General features: G+C 66.6%; 15 protein-coding genes. 10 read left to right on the top strand and 5 right to left on the bottom strand.

Features of this window, described 5'->3' with window-relative positions; genetic code table 11:
• Nucleotide 1 precedes the first annotated feature (1 nt).
• The gene (locus GMST_RS12590; protein WP_183355014.1) at nucleotides 2–907 is read right to left on the bottom strand and encodes a ketopantoate reductase family protein; all 906 of its coding nucleotides are present in this window, start codon (nucleotides 905–907) and stop codon (nucleotides 2–4) included.
• A 285-nt stretch (nucleotides 908–1,192) separates the two neighbouring features.
• On the opposite strand from GMST_RS12590, the gene GMST_RS12585 reads away from it, so the two are divergent.
• The 3 genes from GMST_RS12585 (at nucleotide 1,193) to GMST_RS12575 (ending at nucleotide 4,531) form a co-directional block, all read left to right on the top strand.
• On the top strand, nucleotides 1,193–1,696 hold the full coding sequence (locus GMST_RS12585; protein WP_183355013.1) for a chemotaxis protein CheX: 504 nt from the start codon (nucleotides 1,193–1,195) through the stop codon (nucleotides 1,694–1,696).
• Nucleotides 1,697–1,825: 129 nt separating this feature from the next.
• Entirely contained in the window at nucleotides 1,826–3,835 is a 2,010-nt protein-coding gene (locus tag GMST_RS12580) for a right-handed parallel beta-helix repeat-containing protein (RefSeq protein WP_183355012.1), read from the top strand.
• Between the two features lie 90 nt (nucleotides 3,836–3,925).
• Nucleotides 3,926–4,531, top strand: coding sequence for an HD domain-containing protein (locus GMST_RS12575; RefSeq protein WP_183355011.1), 606 nt, complete (start codon nucleotides 3,926–3,928; stop codon nucleotides 4,529–4,531).
• Between the two features lie 436 nt (nucleotides 4,532–4,967).
• Here GMST_RS12575 and GMST_RS12570 read toward each other — a convergent pair whose 3' ends face one another.
• Nucleotides 4,968–6,680 (bottom strand): methyl-accepting chemotaxis protein, encoded by a 1,713-nt coding sequence (locus tag GMST_RS12570; RefSeq protein WP_183355010.1) that lies wholly within the window; start codon nucleotides 6,678–6,680, stop codon nucleotides 4,968–4,970.
• Nucleotides 6,681–6,911: 231 nt separating this feature from the next.
• Nucleotides 6,912–7,361 carry a putative molybdenum carrier protein gene (locus GMST_RS12565; RefSeq protein WP_183355009.1) on the bottom strand — a complete coding sequence of 150 codons (450 nt, stop codon included), beginning with the start codon at nucleotides 7,359–7,361 and terminating at the stop codon, nucleotides 6,912–6,914.
• 162 nt (nucleotides 7,362–7,523) lie between these two features.
• Here GMST_RS12565 and curA point away from each other — a divergent pair, with 162 nt between their 5' ends.
• Both curA and GMST_RS12555 read left to right on the top strand, forming a co-directional pair.
• A complete protein-coding gene (gene curA, locus GMST_RS12560) occupies nucleotides 7,524–8,558 on the top strand; it encodes an NADPH-dependent curcumin/dihydrocurcumin reductase (protein WP_183355008.1) in 1,035 nt (344 codons plus the stop codon).
• Between the two features lie 78 nt (nucleotides 8,559–8,636).
• Nucleotides 8,637–8,831, top strand: a complete 195-nt coding sequence (locus GMST_RS12555) for a hypothetical protein (protein WP_183355007.1) — start codon at nucleotides 8,637–8,639, stop codon at nucleotides 8,829–8,831.
• A gap of 163 nt (nucleotides 8,832–8,994) precedes the next feature.
• Here the strand turns inward: GMST_RS12555 and glf are convergent, their stop codons facing one another.
• Together glf and nifJ are read right to left on the bottom strand one after the other, a co-directional pair.
• The gene (glf, locus tag GMST_RS12550; RefSeq protein WP_183355006.1) at nucleotides 8,995–10,149 is read right to left on the bottom strand and encodes a UDP-galactopyranose mutase; all 1,155 of its coding nucleotides are present in this window, start codon (nucleotides 10,147–10,149) and stop codon (nucleotides 8,995–8,997) included.
• A 242-nt stretch (nucleotides 10,150–10,391) separates the two neighbouring features.
• On the bottom strand, nucleotides 10,392–14,108 hold the full coding sequence (gene nifJ / locus GMST_RS12545; protein WP_183355005.1) for a pyruvate:ferredoxin (flavodoxin) oxidoreductase: 3,717 nt from the start codon (nucleotides 14,106–14,108) through the stop codon (nucleotides 10,392–10,394).
• 395 nt (nucleotides 14,109–14,503) lie between these two features.
• Here nifJ and GMST_RS12540 point away from each other — a divergent pair, with 395 nt between their 5' ends.
• From GMST_RS12540 to GMST_RS12520, 5 genes are all read left to right on the top strand, one after another.
• On the top strand, nucleotides 14,504–16,291 hold the full coding sequence (locus GMST_RS12540; RefSeq protein WP_183355004.1) for a glycoside hydrolase family 2 protein: 1,788 nt from the start codon (nucleotides 14,504–14,506) through the stop codon (nucleotides 16,289–16,291).
• 85 nt (nucleotides 16,292–16,376) lie between these two features.
• Complete coding sequence (gene galT / locus GMST_RS12535; RefSeq protein ID WP_183355003.1) at nucleotides 16,377–17,462, top strand: galactose-1-phosphate uridylyltransferase; 1,086 nt, start codon at nucleotides 16,377–16,379, stop codon at nucleotides 17,460–17,462.
• Nucleotides 17,459–18,550, top strand: coding sequence for a M24 family metallopeptidase (locus GMST_RS12530; protein ID WP_183355002.1), 1,092 nt, complete (start codon nucleotides 17,459–17,461; stop codon nucleotides 18,548–18,550). Before galT ends, GMST_RS12530 begins: the two co-directional genes overlap by 4 nt.
• Before the next feature lie 18 nt (nucleotides 18,551–18,568).
• The gene (gene galK / locus GMST_RS12525) at nucleotides 18,569–19,636 is read left to right on the top strand and encodes a galactokinase (RefSeq protein WP_183355001.1); all 1,068 of its coding nucleotides are present in this window, start codon (nucleotides 18,569–18,571) and stop codon (nucleotides 19,634–19,636) included.
• Nucleotides 19,637–19,654: 18 nt separating this feature from the next.
• Nucleotides 19,655–21,847, top strand: coding sequence for a family 1 glycosylhydrolase (locus tag GMST_RS12520; protein ID WP_183355000.1), 2,193 nt, complete (start codon nucleotides 19,655–19,657; stop codon nucleotides 21,845–21,847).
• Nucleotides 21,848–21,922 lie beyond the last annotated feature (75 nt).

Raw genomic sequence — 21,922 nt, 5'->3', positions numbered from 1 at the left:
GTCACGGCGTGAAGCCCGCCTCCAGCCGCCTCAACTCCTCGAAGAGCCGGCGGTTCACCGGGGTGGCGACGCCGTGGCGCTCCCCCAGGGCCAGTACGGTCCCCGCCAGCATCTCCACCTCGGTCTTGCGGCCCGCCTCCACGTCCTGCAGCATCGAGGTCTTGCCGTCGGCGTCCAGGGTCTCGAGCACCCGGTAGAACTCCTGGATGTCCGGCTCGGAAAGGTCGACCTCGAGCGCCTGCGCCAGGGCGATCACCTCGCGCATGGCGGCCTCCATGAGTTCGCGCGCCGCCGGATCGTTGCGCACCCCACCGTAGCTCAACCCCAAAAGGGCCGATACCTGGTTCACCCCGACGTTGATCATGTACTTGAACCAGAGGCTGCGTATCATGTCGACCGGGGTATGGTGGGCGATCCCGGCCCGGTCGAAGAGCGCCGCGACCTGGCGCACCCGGTCGCTGTGCTCCTCGTTGCGCTTCTCGCCGAAGACGATGCGCCCAAGGTTACGGTAGCTGACCTCGTTGCCGACCCGGACCGCGTCGATGCCGAGCGACAGCCCGTAGAGGAGCTTCTCGGGACCGAACTCCTCCCCCAGGCGCTCCTCGCTGTCGATGCCGTTCATGACCGAGAGGATCACCGTGTGCGGACCGACCGCCCGCCTCAGTTCGGCCAGGGCCTGCGGGAGCTGGTGGTACTTCACCGCGACGATCACCAGCTCGACGGGGGTCGCCTCATCCGGGGTGCGCACGGGAATGGCAAAGCGGCTGCCGTTTACCACGACGCCGTCGCGTGAGAGCCTTTGGCCGCGCTCGCCGCCGGCGATGAAGTAGACCGATGCGGGATCGGCCTGAAACAGAAGAGAACCGTAGATGGCGCCCAAGGCTCCGGCGCCGATGATCGCTACCATGTGTCTGCTCCGGGAAGTGTGACGTGGTGAGTCGCCAGGGACTATACCACCAAGGCGCCCGGCACCCAAGTCCTTTGCGGCGTTTCGGACACGCGTTGTTGTCCCCCGGAGAAACACCGTGTCCCCTCCCGGGACACCCCGCCGGGGCCCCGGCACGCTAACCCCGCGTGGGAACGCCGTTCATCCTCTTGGCACCGATCCTGTAATCTCCTTGGTACCCGCGCCGGTATGCCGGCAGATTGTCCTTGCCGGGTACAGCCCGCGACTAGCACCAAGGAGGGAGTCATGACATTTTCGGCCGAACTTCTCACGAAGCTTAAAACTACCGGACCCGCGCTGGAGAAATCACTGATCCACGAGGTGAAGCGGGTCTTCACCTCCTTTGTCGGGATGGATCACCTGCTGCACCTGCCGCTGTCCATCGATCCTGCCTCCAACTTCACCGATTGCCTGAGCGCACTGGTCGGCTTTGCCGGAACCTGCAACGGGGTGGTCAGCCTGCACGCCTCGCGGTCGCTGGCGCAGAGCATCGCGGCCCAGCTCCTGGTCACCCTGGAGCCGAGCGAGGAGGAGGTGGAGGACGCCCTCGGGGAACTCGCCAACATCCTGGCCGGCACCTTCAAGCCGTACCTGTGCGAGAGGAGCCTGGACATAAGGCTCGCCACCCCTTCGGTCGTCTCCGGTACCAAGTACGTGATCCACATGACCCGGAAGCCGGAAGTGACCACGCTCCTCTTCGACTCCGACGAGGACTGGTTCATGGTCGCGCTGGCGGTGGAGCAGAATTGATCCTGGCCGCGGCTTCGGGCGCCCGGCAACTCGGGAAGGTGGGGATGGCTGGATGAGACTGGCCTAATCTTGCTTTGGTTGTAGAATCCAATCTGGATTTGCCACAACCCAAAGCAAGGAGGTGCAGCCATGTCCCCTGTGCGACGACTCGTCCCGCTCCTGGTGATGCTCTGGTTCTCCCTGGTCTCGCACCCTGCCGCAGCTGGTTCCAACCTCTTCTTCGTGGCACCCGGTGGTGACGACCGGGGCCCGGGGACCCTGGAACAACCGTTTAGGACCCTGGAGCGGGCCCGTGACGCGATTCGGGAAGGGCGGCGCAGCGCTGCGCCGGCAGGCCCGGTCCAGGTGCTGGTGCGCGGCGGCACCTACCAGCTGGCGCGCACCTTTGAACTCTCGGAGCCGGACTCCGGCTCGCCCGAGGCACCGGTCAGCTACCGCCCCTACAAGAACGAGGAGGTGCGTCTCACGGGGGGGCGGGAGATCGCCGGGTTCACTCCGGTGGTCGATCCCGCCGTACTGGAGCGGCTCCCGGCTTCGGCTCGGGGCAAGGTGCTCCAGGTCGACCTCTGGGCGCTCGGCATCCGCGACTTCGGGGAGATGAAGCCGCGCGGCTTCGCCAAGGCGAACATCCCGGCCGGCCTCGAGCTTTTCTTCGACGGCCGGCCGATGCAGCTGGCGCGCTGGCCGAACAGCGGCTGGGCCCGGGTTGCGGCGGCGAGCGGCGAGCCCGGAGAGACCAGGATCACCTACGAGGGGGACCGGCCGCGCCGCTGGCTCGATGCCGAGGACCTCTGGCTGCACGGCTACTGGGCCTGGGACTGGGCCGACGGCTACGTGCGGGTGCAGAACATCAAGCCGCAACGCCGCGAGCTGGTGCTGAGGGAGCCGCACCTCTTCGGCTACAAGGCGAAGGCCCGCTACCGCGCCCTGAACCTTCTGGAGGAGCTGGACGAACCGGGCGAGTGGTACCTGGACCGGAAAAAGGGGCTCCTCTACTTCTGGCCGCCGGCGCGCCAGGGGAGCCAGGGGGCCTCGGTCTCGCTGCTTCCCACGGTGGTCTCCCTGTTCCGGGTAGCGCACGTGAACTTCGAGGGGTTCACCGTCGAGTGCTGCCGCGGCAGCGCCGTGGTGGTGAACGGCGGCAGCCACGTCCGCCTGTCCCGGCTCACCGTGCGCAACGCCGGGAACACCGGGGTGCGCATCGAGTGGGCGAGCCACAGCGGGGTGGAAAGGAGCGAGATCAGCCACTGCGGCGAGGGGGGGATCTTTCTCGCGGGGGGGGACCGGCAAAGCCTCACCCCCGGCGCCAACTACGCCCTCAACAACCGGATCCACGACTTCAGCCGCTGGGTAAGGACCTACACCCCGGGAATCGACCTCTTCGGGGTGGGGAACCGGGTGGCGCACAACCTGATCTACGACGCGCCGCACACCGCCATCCTCCTGCACGGCAACGACCACCTGGTTGAGTACAACGAGATCCACCACGTCTGCCTGGAGACCAGCGACGCGGGTGCCTTCTACATGGGGCGCGACTATTCCGAACGGGGCAACGTGGTCCGCTTCAACTACTTCCACGACCTGAACCAGGGGGACGTGCAGGCGATCTACCTGGACGACTTCGCCAGCGGGACCACGGTGTTCGGGAACCTGGTCTACCGGGCCGGGCGCGGCATCCAGGTGGGAGGTGGGCGGGACAACCGCGTGGAGAACAACATCTTCATCGACTGCAAGGAAGCCTCGTTCTTCGATGCCCGCGGCACCAGCTGGTACCGCAAGTATTTCGACGGCACCGACACGACGCTCACCGAACGGCTGGCCGCGGTGCGCTACCGGGAACCCCCCTACAGCACGCGCTACCCGCAGCTGAAGCGCCTCTACGAAAAGGACCCGGCGCTGCCGGAAGGAAACAGTTTCCTGCGCAACATAAGCGTAGGGGGGCGCCTGGTCGAACTGAAGGAGGGGGTCACCCGCGAGATGGTAAGGCTTGCGGACAACCTGGAGAACCGGGACCCGGGGTTCGTGGACCGGGCGGCCGGCAATTTCCAGCTGAAGAAAGGGGCGCCGGCCTTCAAGCTCGGCTTCAAGCGGATCCCGCTGGAGCGGATCGGGCCCCAGCCAGACGGGGCGCGACAGTAGCCGAGCGTTTGTCTTGGGGGGCAAGCTGTGCTATGGTCGGCGCCGGCAGACCAGCCGACCACACCCCGAACGAGAGGACCCTTAACCGCCATGACGCCAGAGAACAGCCCGCTTTCCCAGATCGTCTCCTTCATACTCGAGTTGGACAAACTAAAGGGAGTGACCCGCAAAAACCGCCCGCTCGGGCTCGAGCGTTTCGAGAACTCCGCCGAGCACAGCTGGCAGATCGCCATGCTGGCACTCTCCCTGGAGCGCTTCGCCCAGGCCCCGGTGGACATCAACCGCGTGGTGGAGATGCTTTTGGTGCACGACATAGGCGAGATCGACACCGGCGATACCATGGTGTTCGTCCAGGACGGCTGGGAGGAGCGCAAGGCTGCGGAACTCGCCGCCGCCCGGCGCATCTTCGGGATGCTCCCCGAGGACCCGGGGGCGTACTTTCTGGAACTTTGGGAGGAGTTCGAGGCCGGCACCACGCCGGAGGCGGTCTTCGCCAACGCGGTGGACCGGGCCATGCCGCCGCTTTTGAACCTGGCCAACGACGGTCAGAGCTGGCGCGAAAACGGGATCAGCTACGAGCGGGTGATCGGGCGGATCGGCCCGCCGATCAAGGCGGGGTGCCCGGCGCTTTGGGACTACCTGGCGGAGCGCATCGAAGAGGAGCAGCGCAAGGGGTGGTTCGGGGCGAACGGCTAGCCGACACCGCGAAACTAGTTAAGGAGCAGAAACGGCGCCGGATCGGGAATTCCGCCGGAGCTGGAGCCGAAAAGAAACGGTTCTTGCTGGAATTCGAGAAAGGCGCGCAGGTGGGGTCCCCTGAGGGGGAGGGCGCGACGTCATTGCCGGTGACTGCCTTCACCCACCCCCCGACCCCCTCCCGTCAAGGGAGGGGGGGATGTGTTCCCGTTACTGATGAAATGAATCCCGGAAAACCGGAATACCATACAAAAAAACGCGGACCTGGTGATCTGCCGGAACCGGCGGCTGGAAAGGTCATCTTCCTTCAGCCGCCGGGTCCGGTAGATCCCGCCGCGTTTTTTTCTGCTCTAAATCGAAGTTGGAGATCTCGTAGTGCCGGTAGCCCCCCTCGGTTGTACCTGCCAGGTGCTCGGTGACGTTTCCCGGCGCGGGATCAGGCCAGCTTGAAGCGGCTTATCACGCGGTTCAGGGCGTCGGAGCGCTCCTTCATGGAACCGGCCATCGCAGAGGAGCTTCTCAACAGCTCGGCGCTTTGCTGCAAGACCTCATTCACCTGCTGCACGTTCCCCGCAATCTCGCCGGTCGCCGCACTCTGCTCCTCGGCGGCGGTGGCGATCTGGTTCACCTGGCCGGTCACCCGGTCCACCTGCTCGAGGATCTCCTTTAATGCCGTGCCGCTGCGCTCGGCCTCGCCGGAGCTGGTCTCCACCTCGCGCACCCCCGCTTCCATCACCCCGACCGCCAGCCTGGTCTGGGTCTGGATCCCCTTGATCATCTCGCCTATCTCGCGGGTCGCCTTGGCGGTCCGCTCGGCAAGCGCCCGGACCTCGTCCGCCACGACCGCGAAACCACGCCCCTGCTCCCCGGCACGGGCCGCCTCGATGGCCGCGTTGAGGGCCAGGAGGTTCGTCTGGTCGGCGATGTCCTCGATGGTGCTGACGATGGCCCCGATCTGGTCGGAGCGGGAACCCAGCCCCTCAACGGTCTGGGCCGATTCGGTCACCTGCTGTGCCAGCCGATGCATCGAGGTGAGGGTGTTGTCCAAGAGTGCCTGTCCGGTGCTCGCCTTGCGGCTGGCGAGCTGGGCACCCTCGGCGGCGCTCATGCAGTTGGCGGCGATGTCGTTGGTGGTCGCCGCCATCTGCTCGCTGGCCGTGGCGACCGAGGAGGACTTGGTCGCCAGGTGGTCGAAATCGACGGCGATGCTGTCCGAGGTGCGGGAGAGCTGTTCGCTTGAGCGGCTCACCTGGCGGCTTTCCTCGACCACCTCGAGCATGATGTGCTGGATCTTGTCGATGAAGCGGTTGAAGGCCCGGGAAAGGGTGCCGACTTCGTCATGGGTCCCCTCGGGAAGGCGCCGGGTCAGGTCCCCCTCGCCGGCGGCCAGCTCGCTGGCGAGGTCGCCGATGCTCTTGAGCGGCCTGAGCGCCGTGCTTACCAGGTAACCCAGGGAAGAGACGATGAGCACCAGTGCCAGCACCGAGACCCCGAGCATCCGGTAAAACTGGCCGTCGGCCTTGCCAAGCTCCACCTTCTTCAGCGCGCCGACCTCTGCCTCGAGGTCGTCGGTGTAGACCCCGGTGCCGACCTCCCAGTCCCAGGGGGCGAAGTGGCCGATGTAGGTGGTCTTGGGGAGCGGCTGGCCGTCCGGGGTCTTCGGGAAGCTGTACTCGACCCAGCCGCCGCCGGCGCGAGCCGCCTTCATGAACTCCTGGACGAAGAGCTTGTCTTTTTTATCCTTGAGCTCGGTGATGTCTTTTCCTTCCAGCTCCGGTTTCACCGGGATGAGGACGGCCTTGGCGCGCTCGCCGGAGAGGGCGTGCACCATGAAGTAGCCGCTTTTGTTGCCGAAGAAGCGAACCGGGCGCAACAGGCTGAGCGCCCGCTGCTGGGCCTGGGCCATGTCGCCGCCTGTGGCCTGGGCCTCCTGGTACACCGCGTTGATGATTCCGAGGGCGATCTCTACCTCGCTCTTTAACTCCTGCTTGCGGGACTCCACGCTCTTGTCGCGCAGGGTATCGCAGCCGCTTTGGGCGAGGCTGCGGATGGCGCTGCGTCCCTGCAGGGTAAGGATCACGGCGAGCAGTGTCACGAGGACGGCGGTTCCAAGCAGTACTTTGAATCTGATGCTGAAGGTGGTTTTCATGCAGCTCTCCTGAAGGTGGTAACGCGCGGGGTGCATCGACGTGACCGGCCTTTGGCAGTCGTGGGCGGGAAAGGCGACTGCATCGGCACGATCATGGTGCATCTTCAGGGGGCTCATCGGACGAATCGCCAACAGCTTTAGCGGTGATCGGGGGGATCGGTGTTTACGTGACGGGGGTAGGGGAGGGGACCGGAAGAGGGTTAGAGGATCTGCACCGTGAGGCTCCCGCTGCTACTCGAAGAGCCGCCTGAGGAACTCCAGAGCCTTTTGATAGATGCCGGGGCACTTGCTCTCCCGGGGACCCGCGACGTTCAGGGTCCTCACCCCGTTCTCCTCGATCCAGGCGCGGCAGAGTTCGAGGTCGGGCTCCTGGTCCAGTTGCAGGATGAGATGCGGTCTGCGGTGCTCCCTGGCGAACTCGACGGTCGCCCGGGTGCCGTCGCTCAGCTCGCCGCAGTTGAGTACCAAGGTGGCGTCGGACTCCACCACGTTTTTCTCGGTGCGGCTTGCGTAACGGTCGCTCTCCAGCTCGATGAGCGGGTAACACTCCGGAACGGTGCCGTCCTCGGCCAGCCGCCCCTTGGGGCAGTAGCCGCCGATCGGGAACCCCGCCGCCTGCGCCGCATCCAGCCCCGCCCGGTCCACGCCGGTCTGCCCGCCCGACACCACTTTCTCGATCATCGCGTCCTCCCAAAAAGAAATTTCCTTGTTGCGGGATTTCTTCCGGGAGCAGCGTTGCCGGTATTCCGCGAGCGCTCGCACTCCCCAGAGGATAATAGCATGATAAGCTTGTGCGGTTGCGACCAGCACCGGAATTCTTTCACCTGACAAAGGAGTGCGAACATGAGTGTTGAAACGAGGATGAACCGCCGCGTCGTGCTGAACTCGCGTCCCTCGGGGGCACCGACCAGGGACAACTTCCGCATCGAGGAACAACCGGTAACAGAACCCGCCCAAGGGGAGGTCCTGCTGCGTACGGTCTACCTCTCGCTCGACCCGTACATGCGCGGCCGCATGAATGAGGGACCCTCCTACGCCCCGCCGGTAGAGCTCGGGGAGGTCATGGTCGGCGGGACGGTATCCCGGGTCGAGGCCTCCCGGCATCCGGATTTCCAGCCCGGGGATCTCGTCCTTGGTTACAGCGGCTGGCAGGAGTACGAAGTATGTGACGGCAGCGGTCTCAACAAGCTCCCGGCCCAATTCCCGCACCCTTCCTACGCCCTGGGGGTCCTGGGGATGCCGGGGTTCACCGCGTACGTCGGGCTCTTGGACATCGGGGCGCCGAAAGGAGGCGAAACCCTGGTGGTTGCCGCGGCAACCGGTGCGGTCGGCTCGGCGGTGGGGCAGATCGCGAAGCTCAAGGGGTGCCGGACGGTGGGGATCGCCGGGGGGGAGGAGAAGTGCCGGATCGCGGTTGAGGAGTTCGGCTTCGAGCGCTGCCTGGACCACCACCGTGCGGACCTGGCAGCGCAGCTCAAGGAGGCCTGCCCCAAGGGGATCGACATCTATTACGAGAACGTCGGCGGCAAGGTGTTCCAAGCGGTCTGGCCGCTGCTCAACCAGCACGCGCGGGTGCCGGTGTGCGGGTTGATCGCCCACTACAACCAGTTTGGCCCCGGCGAGGGACCCGACCGGCTCCCCCTGCTGATGGGGGCCGTGCTGGCCAGGCGCATCAGGGTCCAGGGTTTTATCATCTCGGACCACTACGAGACCCGGCTGGCAGATTTCACAAGGGAGATGGGGCAGTGGGTACGCGACGGGCAGGTGCAGGCGCGCGAGCAACTGATCGAGGGGCTGGACCAGGCGCCGCAGGGGCTCATCGATCTGCTGGCCGGGAAGAACCTCGGGAAGGTCGTGGTAAGGGTCTCCCCGCAATAAGGGAGGCACCGCTTAAAGATATTCCCCCGGCGGTCGAGAAAGGGTAAGGTAGCAAGCGTGATTGCCAGGAGGGAAACCATGAAACGAACCACTTGTCTTTGGTGCGGGCACGATCTAAACGGCGGAGACAGCTGCAGCATGTGCGGGCCACAGCCGAACCTCACCTGCCCCGAGTGCGGCGAGGACTACTTCGGGACCGGGAAGGGGATCTGTCCGATCTGCGGTTACCAGTGGGACGAAGAGGGGACCGCACTCGCCGTGGCCCCGGTCTAGCTGGACTCAGGCAAAACGGGACAAACCAGCCGCGAACCTTGTGACACGGGTTCGGCCTGACACGTAACAACAGCCGGAAAGAAGAAAGGCCCTTGGCTTCACTGCCAAGGGCCTTTGTTGTAGGTGCATCCGGGAATCGGGGTAGGGGCGAGCAATGATCCGGTCATGCCGCAGATGGTTCGCTGATCTCCGCGGCGGCGGGACCCTCGAGGCGGGTGAAGAGGTCGAGGGCGTTTTTGAAGGCCTGGTCCATGTTGAAGTACTTGTAGTTGGCAAGGCGCCCCACGAAGTAGATGTTCGCAAGCTTGTCCGCCTCCTCGCGGTAGCGCTGGCAGATCGCCTCGTTCTGCGGGTTGGGGACCGGGTAGTAGGGATCCCCCTCGTCGGTGGTGTACTCGCGGGAGATAGTGGTCTTCGGGTTCTTCCGGCCGGTGAAGTGCTTGTACTCGACGATGCGGGTGAAGGTCCCGTCCTGGGGGTCGGGGTAGTTCACCACCGAGTTCTCCTGAAAGTACTCCTGGTCGAGGGTCTGCCACTCGAAGCGGATGGAGCGCCACTGCAGCTTGCGCTCGAGACTGAAACGGTAATCGAAGAAGCGGTCGATGGGGCCGGCGTAGAAGAGTTTGTGGCACCCCCGCACCTCGGGGGTCTCCTTCGCCTCGAAGTAGTCGGTGTTGAGCCTGACCGTGATGTTCGGGTGGTCGAGCATGGCGGCGAAGAGCCGGGTGTAGCCGTTGAGCGGCAGCGCCTGGTAGGTGTCCTCGAAGTAGCGGTCGTCGAAGTTGCTGCGCACCGGGATGCGCTGCAGCACCGAGGCGTCCAGCTCGTGGGGGTACTTGTCCCACTGCTTCTTGGTGTAGTGCTTGAACATCTTCTCGTAGAGGACCTGCCCCACCCGCGCGAGCGCCGCCTCCTCCCCGTTTTGGGGGGCGGGGTTCTTCACCTGGACCCGGTCCAGAAAGGCCTGCATCGCCTCCTCGCACTGGATGTTCAGTTTAAAGATCCGGTTCACGGTGACGATGTTGACCGGGATGGGGACCAGGAGGCCGTCCACGCGCGCCAGCACGCGGTGCACGTGGGGGTACCAGTTAGAGAAGCGGTTCACGTAGCGCCAGACGTCCTCGTAGTTGGTGTGGAAGAGGTGCGCCCCGTACCTGGAGACCAGGATCCCCGCCTCGTCGTAGTAGTCGTAGCAGTTCCCCCCGATATGGTCCCGCTTCTCGAGCACCAGCACCTTCTTGCCCAAGGCGGCGTAGCGCTCGGCCAAGGTGGCCCCGGATATGCCGGCTCCGATGACGACGATGTCGAACGTGCTCATGACTCACTCCGACTGCAGGGACGCTGCCGTTTGGTTAGCGTCTTCCCCCCTCTTTGAGGGAGGGTGGTTGCCGCTGAGGTGACAGGCTGTTGTTCTTCGTGGCAGCTTCCCCACCCCCTAACCCCCTCCCGCAGGGGGAGGGGGGATCTCCCGGGTCGGCCCACTAATGTAAATGCCAGTGGTGCATGGCGGCGCCAGGGGGGCTGCGGGGCCGCGGTGACGTGTGCTCCGCAGCTTCTCCTCTACTCGTCCAGTTTCTTGTCGATCCCGGCCCGCCCGTCGTCGCAGGCCTCCTCCGGCATGGTGGGGCGGCTGTAGCGGGCGTCGCTGGTCGCGCTGATGCAGACCGGCGCCGACTCCTCGGCGGCTCCCGCCTCGGCCGGCACGTGCTCGTGGCTGCGCCCGCCCCCCTTCGGCACGTCCCCCTTGGTGGGCTGCCAGTCCGCCATATCCTTCAGGATCCGGAAGCGCTCGTTCACCTCCTCTTCCAGCTTGAGCCGGTAGGCGCGGGCGGCCTCCGGGTTTGACTGGGCGAGTGCCGCGTAGCGCACCTCCCCGGAGAGGAAGCTGTTGAGCGAGCCGTCGGGCTCCTTGGACTCCAGGATGAACGGGTTTTTCCCCTCCCTCTTCAAGAGCGGGTTGTAGCGGTAGAGCGGCCAGTAGCCCGAGCGCACCGCCAAGAGCGACTCCTCGATCGATTTCCCCATCCCCTTCCTGAGCCCCTGGTTGATGCAGGTGGAATAGGCGATGACGATGGACGGCCCCGGGTAGGCCTCCGCCTCGGAGAGTGCCTTCAGGGTCTGGTTCTTGTCGGCGCCGATGGCCACCGAGGCGACGTAGACGTAGCCGTAGCTCATGGCCATGCGCCCCAGGTCCTTCTTGGCGGTCCCCTTGCCGGCCGCGGCAAAGCGCGCCACCGCCCCCAACTGGGTCGCCTTGGAGCACTGCCCGCCGGTGTTTGAGTAGAGCTCGGTGTCCATGACCAGCATGTTCACGTCCTCGCCCATGGCAAGCACGTGGTCCAGGCCGCCGAAGCCGATGTCGTAGGCCCAGCCGTCCCCCCCGTAGATCCAGATCGACTTCTTGGCGAAGAGGTCGGCCGACTCGACGATCTCCCGGAAGCGCCCGTCTGAGGAAACCTGAGCCAGGAGGCCCTTCAGTTCGCGCGCCTGGCGCCGGGACTCTTCGGGATGGTTCATGTCCTGGAGCCAGGCCCCGAGTGCGCCGGCCAACTCACCGGTGAGCTCGCCCGCGAGCAGCTCGCGCACCTGTTCGGCGAGCCGCTCGCGGCGCTGGGCGTAGGCCATGTGGTAGCCGTAGCCGAACTCCGCGGCATCTTCGAAGAGCGAGTTGTTCCAGGCCGGGCCGTGCCCCTCGTGGTTGGTGCAGTAGGGGCTGACCGGAGCCGAGGCGCCCCAGATCGAGGAGCAGCCGGTGGCGTTGGCGATCAGCATGTGCTCGCCGAAGAGCTGGGTGGCGAGCCTAGCGTAGGGGGTCTCGCCGCAGCCGGAACAGGCGCCGGAGAACTCGAGGAGCGGCTGCTGGAACTGGCTCCCGATTACCGTGGTCCGCTTGGCCAGGTGCCCCTTGGGGGAGAGGGTCTCGGCGAAGGCGCGGTTCTCCTCCTGGAGCTTCGCCTGGGTCTCGATCGGCTTCATCACCAGGGCGGACGTCTTGGCCGGGCAGATGTCGGCGCAGTTGCCGCACCCCATGCAGTCAAGGGGATAGACCTGGATCCGGAAGCGGTGCCCCTTCACCTCGCGCCCGGTGGCGGGAAGCGTCTCGAAGCTCGCGGGCGCCTGAGCGAGTTCCTCGTCGGTCGCCAGGAAGGGGCGGATGGTGGCGTGGGGGCAGATGAAGGAGCACTGGTTGCACTGGATGCAGTTCTCCTTGATCCACTCGGGGACGTTGATCGCCACGCCGCGCTTCTCGTAGCGCGCGGTGGCGACCGGGAAGACCCCGTCGGGGGTGAAGGAGGAGACCGGCAGGTCGTCCCCCTTCTGGCGCAGGATGGGGAAGATGGTCTCTCCCATGTAGTGGGGCATCTGCTGGTTCAGGCGGAAGTTGAGCCCGCGGCTATCGTCGGCCTCGCGCCAGGAATCGGGGTAGTCGATGGCCACCAGGCTCTCCACGGCGAGGTCCACCGCTTTCAGGTTCATCTCGACCACCTGCTCCCCCTTGCGCCCGTACTCCTTGCGGATGGAATCCTTCAGGAGCTCGACCGCCTGCTCGAAGGGGAGCACGCCGGAGAGCTTGAAGAAGGCGGTCTGCATGATCATGTTGATGCGTCCGCCCAGCCCCGCCTGGGCCGCGATGCTGATGGCGTCGAGGTTGAAAAAGCGGATCTTCCTGCCGGCGAGGGCGCGCCGCATGGCCGCCGGGAGGTGCTCCTCCAGGGCCTCGACCGTGGTCCAGGGGGAGTTCAAGAGGAAGGTCCCCCCCTCCTTGATCCCCTCGAGGACGTCGTAGACCTCGACGTAGGCCGACTGCTGGCAGGAGACGAAATCGGCGCTGTCCACCAGGTAGGTGGACCGGATCGGGCTCGTGCCGAAGCGCAGGTGCGAGACGGTGATGCCGCCGGACTTCTTGGAGTCGTAGGCGAAATAGGCCTGGACGAAGAGGTCGGTGTTGTCGCCGATGATCTTGATCGCCGCCTTGTTCGCCCCTACGGTCCCGTCGGCCCCCATCCCCCAGAAGCGGCACTGGATGGTCCCCTCGGGGGTGGTGGAGATGGTCCCCCCGGCGGGAAGCGAGAGGTTGGTGACGTCGTCCTCGATCCCGACCGTGAAGTGCCTAAGGCCCGGGGAGCCGTTCATGTTGTCGAAGATGCTCTTTACGTGCACCGGCCTGAACTCCTTGGACCCCAGCCCGTAGCGCCCGGCGAAGAGTTCGGGAAGCGGACCGCCGCGCTCCATGAACGCGGTGCAGACGTCGAGGTAGAGCGGCTCGGCGAGCGATCCCGGCTCCTTGGTCCGGTCCAGCACGGTGATTTTCTTGGCGGACGCGGGGAGTGCGGCGAAGAGGGCCTGGCTGTCGAAGGGACGGTAGAGCCGCACCTTGACGAGGCCGAGCTTCTCGCCTTTCGCGTTGAAGTGGGTGACCACCTCCTCGATGGTCTCGCAGGAGGAGCCCATGCTGACGATGACCTGTTCGGCCTGCGGGTCCCCCACGTAGTCGAAGAGCCGGTAGGGCCGGCCGGTCAACTCGCCCACCTGCTCCATGCAGCGGGTGACGATCTCAGGCAGCGCCAGGTAGTAGGGGTTGGAGCGCTCGCGCCCCTGGAAGTAGATGTCGGGGTTCTGGGCGGTGCCGCGCAGCTCCGGGTGCTCCGGGTTCATCGCCTTCTTCCGGAAGGCCGCGAGCTTGTCGCGGTTTAAAAGGCGCGCCATGGCCTCATACTCGATCGCCTCGATCTTCTGCACCTCGTGGGAGGTCCGGAAACCGTCGAAAAAGTGCAGGAACGGGATGCTCCCCTCCAGCGCGGCCAGGTGGGCCACCAGGGCGAGGTCCATGCACTCCTGCACCGACGAAGAACACAAAAGGGCGAACCCGGTGGCGCGGGCGGCCATGACGTCCTGGTGGTCCCCGAAGATGGAGAGGGCGTGAGTGGCGAGGGCGCGGGCCGAGACGTGGAAGACTCCCGGGAGGAGTTCGCCGGCGATCTTGTACATGTTGGGGAGCATGAGCAAAAGCCCCTGGGAGGCGGTGAAGGTGGTGGTGAGCGCGCCTGCGACGAGCGAGCCGTGCACCGATCCGGCGGCCCCCGCCTCGGACTGCATCTCGCGGATCAAGAGGCGCTGGCCGAAGATGTTGTGGCGCCCCTTAGCCGCCCACTCGTCCGCGACCTCGCCCATGGTGGAGGAGGGGGTGATCGGGTAGATGGCCGCCGTCTCGCTCATGGCGTAGGCGACGTAGGCCGTTGCGGTGTTGCCGTCCATTGTTTTCATTTTGCCGCTCATGAGCCGTCTCCCTGTCGCTTAGCTGTACAGCCGTTTTAGGACTAGCGTAACTCGCCCGGCTTTGCTGGTCTTTTCCCTGCGCCAGCGATCCCCGGTGTTTTGAAATGTTAAAGATACCTAATCGACGTTGGGTGTCAATGAGGAACGCGGAAAGCCGGCTTTTCCAGGGAGGCGATTGACGCGGGACGTTCGAGGGCAGCGCAGGCCGCCCTTTGTTCTCGCCGTGCCAGGAGGGCGCATGGGTCGTGAAATGGCGTTCACTAATAAAGCGTCCTCGCCCGACCGGCCCGGCGGTTTGCTGTAAGGCGCCTGGCAAGGCTTTATCGTCAGGTTGAAATTTATGAGAGACCTGTTAGCATCCTGTAATTATAAAAATTAAACCGAGGGTCCTGCTCATGAACTACCCGCGTCCACAGTTGCAGCGCTCCAACTGGTTCTCCCTGAACGGTCCCTGGCGGTTCACCTTTGCCGACGGTAAAAACTACCGGGTTCCCGCCGACGTCAGGGAGTGGCCCCTGACCATCGAGGTGCCCTACGTGCCGGAGAGCAAGCGTAGCGGTATCGAAGACACCACCTTCCACCGGGAGTGCTGGTACAGCAGAGACTTTCAGTACCAGATCCCCGAAGCGGGGAGGGTGCTTTTGCACTTCGGTGCGGTCGATTACCACGCCCTGGTCTGGGTCAACGACATCCACGTAGCCCGGCACAGCGGCGGTTTCACCCCGTTTTTCATCGACATCACCCACGCCCTCGACCCCTCGGGAACCCAGCGCATCACGGTGCAGGTGGAGGACGATCCCGAAGACCTCGAAAAGCCGCGCGGCAAGCAGGACTGGGCTCTTGAACCGCATTCGATCTGGTACCACCGCACCACGGGGATCTGGCAGACGGTGTGGCTCGAGACGGTACCGAGGACCTACGTGAAAAGGGTGCGCTGGACCCCTCACCTGGAGCGTTGGGAGGTCGGCTTCGAGGCTCTCCTCGAGGGGGAGATCGCCGAGGGCATGGAGCTCTACGTGAAGCTCACCACGGCGGACCAGCTCCTGGTCGAGGACCGCTACCGGGTGATCGGGGACCAGATGCACCGCCGCCTGGCGCTGGCCGACCCCGGGATCGAGGACTACCGCAACGACCTGCTCTGGTCTCCCGAGCATCCCCGGCTGATTCACGCCCAGGTGAAGCTCACCCAAGGTGGGGAGGTACTGGACGAGTTCCTTTCCTACACCGCGCTTCGCTCCGTGAAGGTGCACCGGGATCGATTCCTGTTAAACGGCAGGCTCTACCCGCTGCGCCTGGTTCTGGACCAGGGGTACTGGCACGACTCGCTGATGACCGCACCCTCGGACGAGGCGCTCCGGCGCGACGTGGAACTGGTGAAGGCGATGGGCTTCAACGGCGTGCGCAAGCACCAGAAACTGGAGGATCCCCGCTTCCTTTACTGGGCCGATACCCTGGGGCTCGTGGTCTGGTCCGAGATGCCCAGCGCCTACCGCTTCACCACCCGCTCCATCAAGAGGCTGATGCGCGAGTGGATCCAGGCCATCGAGCGCGACTACAGCCACCCCTGCATCATCGTCTGGGTCCCCTTCAACGAGTCCTGGGGGGGGCCGGATCTGACCGCGAGCCAGCCGCACCGCGACGCCGTGCACGCCTTCTACCACCTCTCGAAGACCTTGGACCCTTCCCGGCCGGTGATCGGCAACGACGGCTGGGAGAGTTCCGCCACCGACATCATCGGCATCCACGACTACGACCACAACCCGCAGACCCTGCGCGAGCGCTACGGCCCGCAGGTGAAGCCCGAAGAGCTCTTCGACAGGCGGCGCCCCGGAGGGCGGATCCTCACCCTGGACGGCTTTCCGCACCGCGGCCAGCCGATCATGTTGACCGAGTTCGGCGGCGTGGCCTACGTGCGGCCGGTGGACGAGCTGCACCACAGCGCCTGGGGCTACGTGCGCCACGACGACATCGACGAGTTCGAACGGGTGGTGCTCACGCTCATCGAGGTGGCACGCACCACCGCGATGTTCAGCGGCTTTTGCTACACCCAGTTCGCCGACACCTTCCAGGAGGCAAACGGCCTGCTCTTCGCCGACCGCACCCCGAAGATCCCCTTGGAAAAGATCGCCGAGGCGGTGCGCGGCACCCGGGCGCAGGGGGCCCTCTCCTGGGAGAGTGTCTGACCCCCCCGATCATCCCCCCTAAGTGAACCCGAATCGTTTTGCCTTTTCCGGCCGGCGTCCCGCCGTGCCGTGACCTGGAGGTCGTATGCTCTACCGGCACGAGCTCGTTAAACCCGACGGACGCAGCCTGACCTTGTACGGCCGGCGCCCCATCGAGGTGGCAGGCCCGGTCCCCAGTCCGAACCGGGAACCGCTGGAGGCCAACCCGCACCTGCGCTGGCACCCCCTGCGCCGCGAGTGGATCGCCTACGCAAGCTACCGCCAGGGACGCACCTTCATGCCGCCGCCGGAGTACAACCCGCTCGCGGTCACTACCGATCCGGAGAATCCCACCGAGCTGCCCCAGGGGAACTACGAGGTGGCGGTGTTCGACAACCGGTTCCCCTCCTTGAGCCCCCTGGCCCACGATGCCCCGAAGAGCATCGTCGACACCATGCCGGGACTGGGGAAGTGCGAGGTGGTGGTCTTCACCAAGGATCCCGCAACCTCGCTGGCCGGGCTCCCGCTCGACCACCTGGAGCTCCTCATGGAGGTCTGGGGGAGCCGCACCGCGGTGCTCGCGCAGGACCCGAGGATCAAGTACGTGCTCCCCTTCGAGAACAAGGGGGTGGAGGTCGGGGTCACCCTGCACCACCCGCACGGACAGATCTACGCCTACCCGTTCATCCCTCCGGTCCCCAAGCGCATGAACCACCAGGAGAAGAGCTACCTCGAGAAGAAGGGGAAACCGCTCCTGGAGACCCTGATCGCCGCCGAACTCGCGGCCGACACCCGGGTCATCTACCGCGGCGAGCACGCCATCTCCTTCGTCCCCGCCTGGGCCCGCTATCCCTACGAGGTCTGGCTCGCCCCCATCAAGGCGGTGCCGGACTTCCGGGCCCTCACCCCGCCGGTGCGCGCGGACCTGGCCCGGGCTCTGAAGACCACCCTGCTCAAGTACGACGGGCTCTGGCAGCGCCCCTTCCCCTACCTGATGGCCTGGTACCAGGGGCCGGTGGACGGCAAGGCGCACCCCGAGTCGCACCTGCATGCCGAGTTCTTCCCCCCGTACCGCTCGAGTGACCGGCTCAAGTACCTGGCGGGGACCGAGCTCGCCGCCGGGATGTTCGCCAACGACGCCCTTCCCGAAGAAAAGGCCGAGGAGTTGCGGGCCGTGGCGGTGACCCTGTGACCGGCAGCTCGCGCTACCAGGAGGTACAGGAGAAGGTCCGCACCGTGCAGCGGGTGCTGGGGGAGGGGGGGGCTGCCCGCTTGCGCGGCATCGACTGGTTTGCCTGGATCAGTGCCGGCGGCTCCAGCGCGGTACTTTTGGCTGCGGAGACCGGGATCGCCGAGGTCGTGGTGACCGCCCAGGGGGGGTGCGTCGTTACCGACGAGATCGAGGCGGCGCGCCTCATGGACGAGGAGCTCCCGGTGGGGTTCCCGGTCCGCCCCACCCCCTGGGCCTATCCGGAGGCGCGCGAGGCGCTGGTGCGCGAGCTGACCCAGAGGTGTCGGGTCTTTTCGGATCGGCCGGTGCCCGGAGAGGAGCCGCTTCCCGAGGAGCTCCTGCATGCCAGGTGGGCCCTGGTCCCGGGCGAGGTCGAGCGTTACCGGGAGGTGGGGCGCCAGGCGGCGCTCGCGATGACCGAGGTCTTGAACCTGGCGCGTCCCGAGTGGAGCGAGCTGGACCTGGCGGGGGCAGGGGCGCAGGCGCTTTTGCGGCGCGGTCTCGAGCCGGGGCTGGTCATGGCGGCAGGGGAGCGGCGCCTCGAGCTCTACCGCCACCCGATGCCGACCACGGCCCCCCTGGGACGCTACGCGATGCTGGTCTTCTGTGCCCGGGGCTTTGGGCTGTGGGCGAACCTCACCCGTTTCCTAAGCTTCGGGGCGCTCCCCGCCGCGACCCTCGAGCGGCACCGCCTGGTGCAGCAGGTGGAGGCGCGGGCCCTCGAGTTCTCGCGCCCGGGGGCGCGGCTGCGCACCGTGTACCGGGAACTCTCCAAGGCGTACGCGGCGCTCGGGCACCCCGAGGCGATCCGGGAGCACCACCAGGGGGGGAGCACCGGCTACCTCTCCCGCGAGGTGATAGCCACCCCCGACAGCTGTCAGACCCTTGCCGCCGCAAGCGCGGTGGCCTGGAACCCGAGCCTTCCCGGTGCCAAGGTGGAGGACACCTTCCTCATCACCGAGAGCGGTCTGGAAAACCTCACCCTCGACCCCGCCTGGCCCACGGTGCCGGTGGCCGGCATCCCCCGGCCCCAGGTCCTGGAGCGCTAGGCCATGGAGCAGCGCCTCATGCCTCGATCGTTTCTGGAACTCTTCGGCGTGGAACCCAAAGCCGTAGCCCAGGCCCCCGGACGGGTGAACCTGCTCGGCGAGCACACCGACTACAACGACGGGTTCGTGCTACCCTGCGCGATACCGCAAAAGACCCGGGTGGAGATGGCGCTGAGCCCGGACCGGCTGGACCACTTCGCGGCGGAGGACCTGGGGCAGCGGGTCGACTGCGAGCCGGTCGGGCCGACACCGCCGGGTTTCGCCGCCTACCTGCACGGCTGCCTTACCCTGGTGCGGCAAGGCGGGGCGGTGATCCCGCCGGTGCTCATGAGGGTGGACTCCCAGGTCCCGATGGGGTCCGGCCTTTCCAGTTCCGCCGCCCTCGAGGTTGCCGTGCTGCGTGCGCTGCGCGAGCTGTTCCACCTGGACCTGGACGACGTCCGGGTGGCGCGGCTGGCCCAAAGGGCGGAGATCGAGTACGCGGGGGTGAACTGCGGCATCATGGACCAGATGGCGGCAAGCCTCGCCGACGAGCACCACATGCTCTTCCTCGATACCCGGACCCTGGAGCGGAGGCTCCTGCCGCTCCCCGAGGGGGCGGAGCTTTTGGTCCTGGACAGCGGCGTCCCGCGCCGGCTCGAGGAGAGCGGCTACAACGAGCGGCGCCGGGAGTGCGAGGAGGCCGCGCGGCTTCTCGGGGTAGCGGCTTTGAGGGATGTCGGGGATCCGGGGGAGCTGGCCGCGCTCCCCGAGGAGCTGGCCAAAAGGGCCCGGCACGTGGTGACCGAAAACCTGCGCGTCCTCGAGGCGGCCCAGGGGGTCGACGCCCGGCGCTTCGGCGAGCTCATGAACTTCTCGCACCGCAGCCTCAGGGACGACTTCGAGGTCTCGATTCCCGCCCTGAACCTCATGGTGCAACTGCTGCAGGGGGAAGAGGAGGTTTTCGGAGCCCGGCTTACCGGGGCCGGATTCGGCGGCGCCTGCGTCGCGCTGGTTCGGGAGGGGTGGGGCACCCAACTCGGCGAATGGGTGCTCGACCGGTACCGTGAGAAGGGGCAACTGGGGACCCTGCTGGTCCCCCGCTAGGTTTTCCGCGAGGTGGTCATGGAATCCCGCAGAAGTTTGACCGAACCTCCCGAGCTGTGGGGCGGCATTGAATGCACCGTGAACCGCGTGCGAGATACCTACCAGAACCAGCTGGCCCTAAGTGGCCACCTAAACCGCCCCGCGGACCTGGAGCTCATCGCCGGACTGGGGCTTAAGACCTTGCGCTACCCGGTACTGTGGGAGCTGGTGGCGCCAAACACCCCGGAGGAGACGGACTGGTCCTGGTGCGACGAGCGCCTGGCCAGGCTCAGGGAGCTGGGGATCGCTCCCATCGCGGGGCTGCTGCATCACGGCAGCGGCCCCGCCTACACGAGCCTGCTCGATGCCGGTTTCCCCGACAAGCTCGCCCGCTATGCCGCCCAGGTGGCCCGCCGCTACCCCTGGATCTCCGCCTACACCCCGATCAACGAACCGCTCACCACCGCACGTTTCAGCGCCCTCTACGGGCACTGGTACCCCCACGCCGCCGACGATCTGAGCTTCGTGCGCGCGCTCCTGTTGCAGTGCCGCGCCATTGCCCGCGCCATGCGCGCCATACGCCAGGTGAACCCGCAGGCCCGCCTGGTCGCCACCGAGGATCTGGGCTGCACCTTCGCCACCGGGCGGCTGCGCTACCAGGCGGAGTTCGAAAACCACCGGCGTTGGCTCAGCTACGACCTGCTTTGCGGCAGGGTGAACGACCAGCACCCGCTCAGGTGGTGGCTGGAGCTGCACGGCGCAAGCCCCGCCGAGCTGGACGAGTTCTGCGAGCGCCCCTCCCCCCCCGACGTGATCGGCGTCAACTACTACCTGACCAGCGACCGTTTCCTGGATCACCGCCTGGAGCGCTACCCCGAGTGGGTCAGGGGGGGCAACGGCCGGGACCGCTATGCCGACGTGGAGGCGGTCCGGGTCCGGCCCGAGGGGATCGTGGGTCACGAGGAGCACCTGCGCGAGGCGTGGGCCCGCTACGGCAGGTCGCTCGCCATCACCGAGGTGCACCTCGGCTCAAGCCGCGAGGAGCAGCTGCGCTGGCTCAACGAGGCCTGGCAGGCCGCGCTCGCCCTGAGGCGCCAGGGGGTGGCACTTGAGGCGGTGACCTCCTGGGCGCTTTTGGGGTCGTTCGACTGGGACTCGCTGTTCACCCGGCAGACCGGCTGCTACGAGCCCGGCGCCTTCGACATCCGGGGCCCCCGCCCGCGCCGGACCGCCATCGGAGCGGCACTCAGGGAGCTTTCGCAGACCGGCGGGCTCAGCGACCCCTGTCTCGGTACCCCGGGGTGGTGGCGCCGGCCGGAGCGCTTTCTCCCCGAGTGCCGCCCTGCGGGGTGGCGTCCGCGCCACTTCGACGGCGAGGCGGCCTGCGGGGTGCTCATAACCGGCAAGACCGGGACGCTGGGGCAGGCCTTCGCCCGGCTCTGCCAGCAGCGCGGCATCCACTACCGGCTTTTGTGCCGCCAGGAACTGGACATCGCCTCTCCCGAATCGGTGGCCGCGGCGCTGGAGCGCTTCCGCCCCTGGGCGGTGGTAAACGGCGCCGGATTCGTGCGCATCGACCAGGCCGAGTCGGATCGGGAGAACTGCTTTCGCGAGAATACCACCGGTCCCGCACTCCTGGCGGGGGAGTGCGGCAAGCGGGGGATCGCCCTGCTCACCTTCTCCTCAGACATGGTGTTCAACGGCAAGAAAGGGACGGCCTACTACGAAAACGACCCCGTGGCCCCCCTCAATACCTACGGTCACAGCAAGGCGGAGGCGGAGCGGCGGGTGCTCGCCCTCCACCCGCAGGCGCTGGTGGTGCGAACCAGCGCCTTTTTCGGCCCCTGGGACGATTACAACTTCGTCACCACGACCCTGCGCGAGCTGCGCCGCGGAGAGGGGGTACCCGCGGCGTGCGACCTCTACGTCTCCCCCACCTACGTCCCGGACCTGGTGAGCGCGAGCCTCGATCTCCTGCTGGACCGGGAGCGGGGGATCTGGCACCTTTCCAACCTGGGTGCCGTGAGCTGGGCCGAGTTCGCCCGCCGGTTCGCGGCGCTGGCCGGCCTGGACCCCGCCGGCGTCCTCCCCCGCCCCGCGGCGAGCTTCGGCTTTCCCGCGCTGCGTCCCTCCTTCGTCCCCCTCGCCACCGTGCGCGGCGGATCCCTTCCCGAGCTGGACGACGCGTTAGAGCGCTACTTCCGTGACGCGGCTCTCCCCCGTCTCCCCTAGCGCCGGAACGGTTTTCCCGCGCTAAAGCCCTTGCTGTGACACCCCGACGGTGGTGCCGCAAACGAAAAAAGCCCC

The sequence above is a fragment of the Geomonas silvestris genome, from assembly GCF_014193515.1.
GTDB lineage: Bacteria > Desulfobacterota > Desulfuromonadia > Geobacterales > Geobacteraceae > Geomonas > Geomonas silvestris.
This window is presented reverse-complemented; position numbering and strand designations above follow the sequence as displayed.

What these genes read in the sequence shown, in the direction of transcription:
- GMST_RS12580 (WP_183355012.1), top strand. Translation starts at nt 1,826, where the DNA reads ATGTCCCCTGTGCGACGACTCGTCCCGCTCCTGGTGATGCTCTGGTTC.
- curA (WP_183355008.1), top strand. Translation starts at nt 7,524, where the DNA reads ATGAGTGTTGAAACGAGGATGAACCGCCGCGTCGTGCTGAACTCGCGT.
- GMST_RS12555 (WP_183355007.1), top strand. Translation starts at nt 8,637, where the DNA reads ATGAAACGAACCACTTGTCTTTGGTGCGGGCACGATCTAAACGGCGGA.
- galT (WP_183355003.1), top strand. Translation starts at nt 16,377, where the DNA reads ATGCTCTACCGGCACGAGCTCGTTAAACCCGACGGACGCAGCCTGACC.
- GMST_RS12540 (WP_183355004.1), top strand. Translation starts at nt 14,504, where the DNA reads ATGAACTACCCGCGTCCACAGTTGCAGCGCTCCAACTGGTTCTCCCTG.
- nifJ (WP_183355005.1), bottom strand. Translation starts at nt 14,108, where the DNA reads ATGAGCGGCAAAATGAAAACAATGGACGGCAACACCGCAACGGCCTAC.
- GMST_RS12590 (WP_183355014.1), bottom strand. Translation starts at nt 907, where the DNA reads ATGGTAGCGATCATCGGCGCCGGAGCCTTGGGCGCCATCTACGGTTCT.
- galK (WP_183355001.1), top strand. Translation starts at nt 18,569, where the DNA reads ATGCCTCGATCGTTTCTGGAACTCTTCGGCGTGGAACCCAAAGCCGTA.
- GMST_RS12520 (WP_183355000.1), top strand. Translation starts at nt 19,655, where the DNA reads ATGGAATCCCGCAGAAGTTTGACCGAACCTCCCGAGCTGTGGGGCGGC.
- GMST_RS12585 (WP_183355013.1), top strand. Translation starts at nt 1,193, where the DNA reads ATGACATTTTCGGCCGAACTTCTCACGAAGCTTAAAACTACCGGACCC.
- GMST_RS12565 (WP_183355009.1), bottom strand. Translation starts at nt 7,361, where the DNA reads ATGATCGAGAAAGTGGTGTCGGGCGGGCAGACCGGCGTGGACCGGGCG.
- GMST_RS12570 (WP_183355010.1), bottom strand. Translation starts at nt 6,680, where the DNA reads ATGAAAACCACCTTCAGCATCAGATTCAAAGTACTGCTTGGAACCGCC.
- GMST_RS12575 (WP_183355011.1), top strand. Translation starts at nt 3,926, where the DNA reads ATGACGCCAGAGAACAGCCCGCTTTCCCAGATCGTCTCCTTCATACTC.
- glf (WP_183355006.1), bottom strand. Translation starts at nt 10,149, where the DNA reads ATGAGCACGTTCGACATCGTCGTCATCGGAGCCGGCATATCCGGGGCC.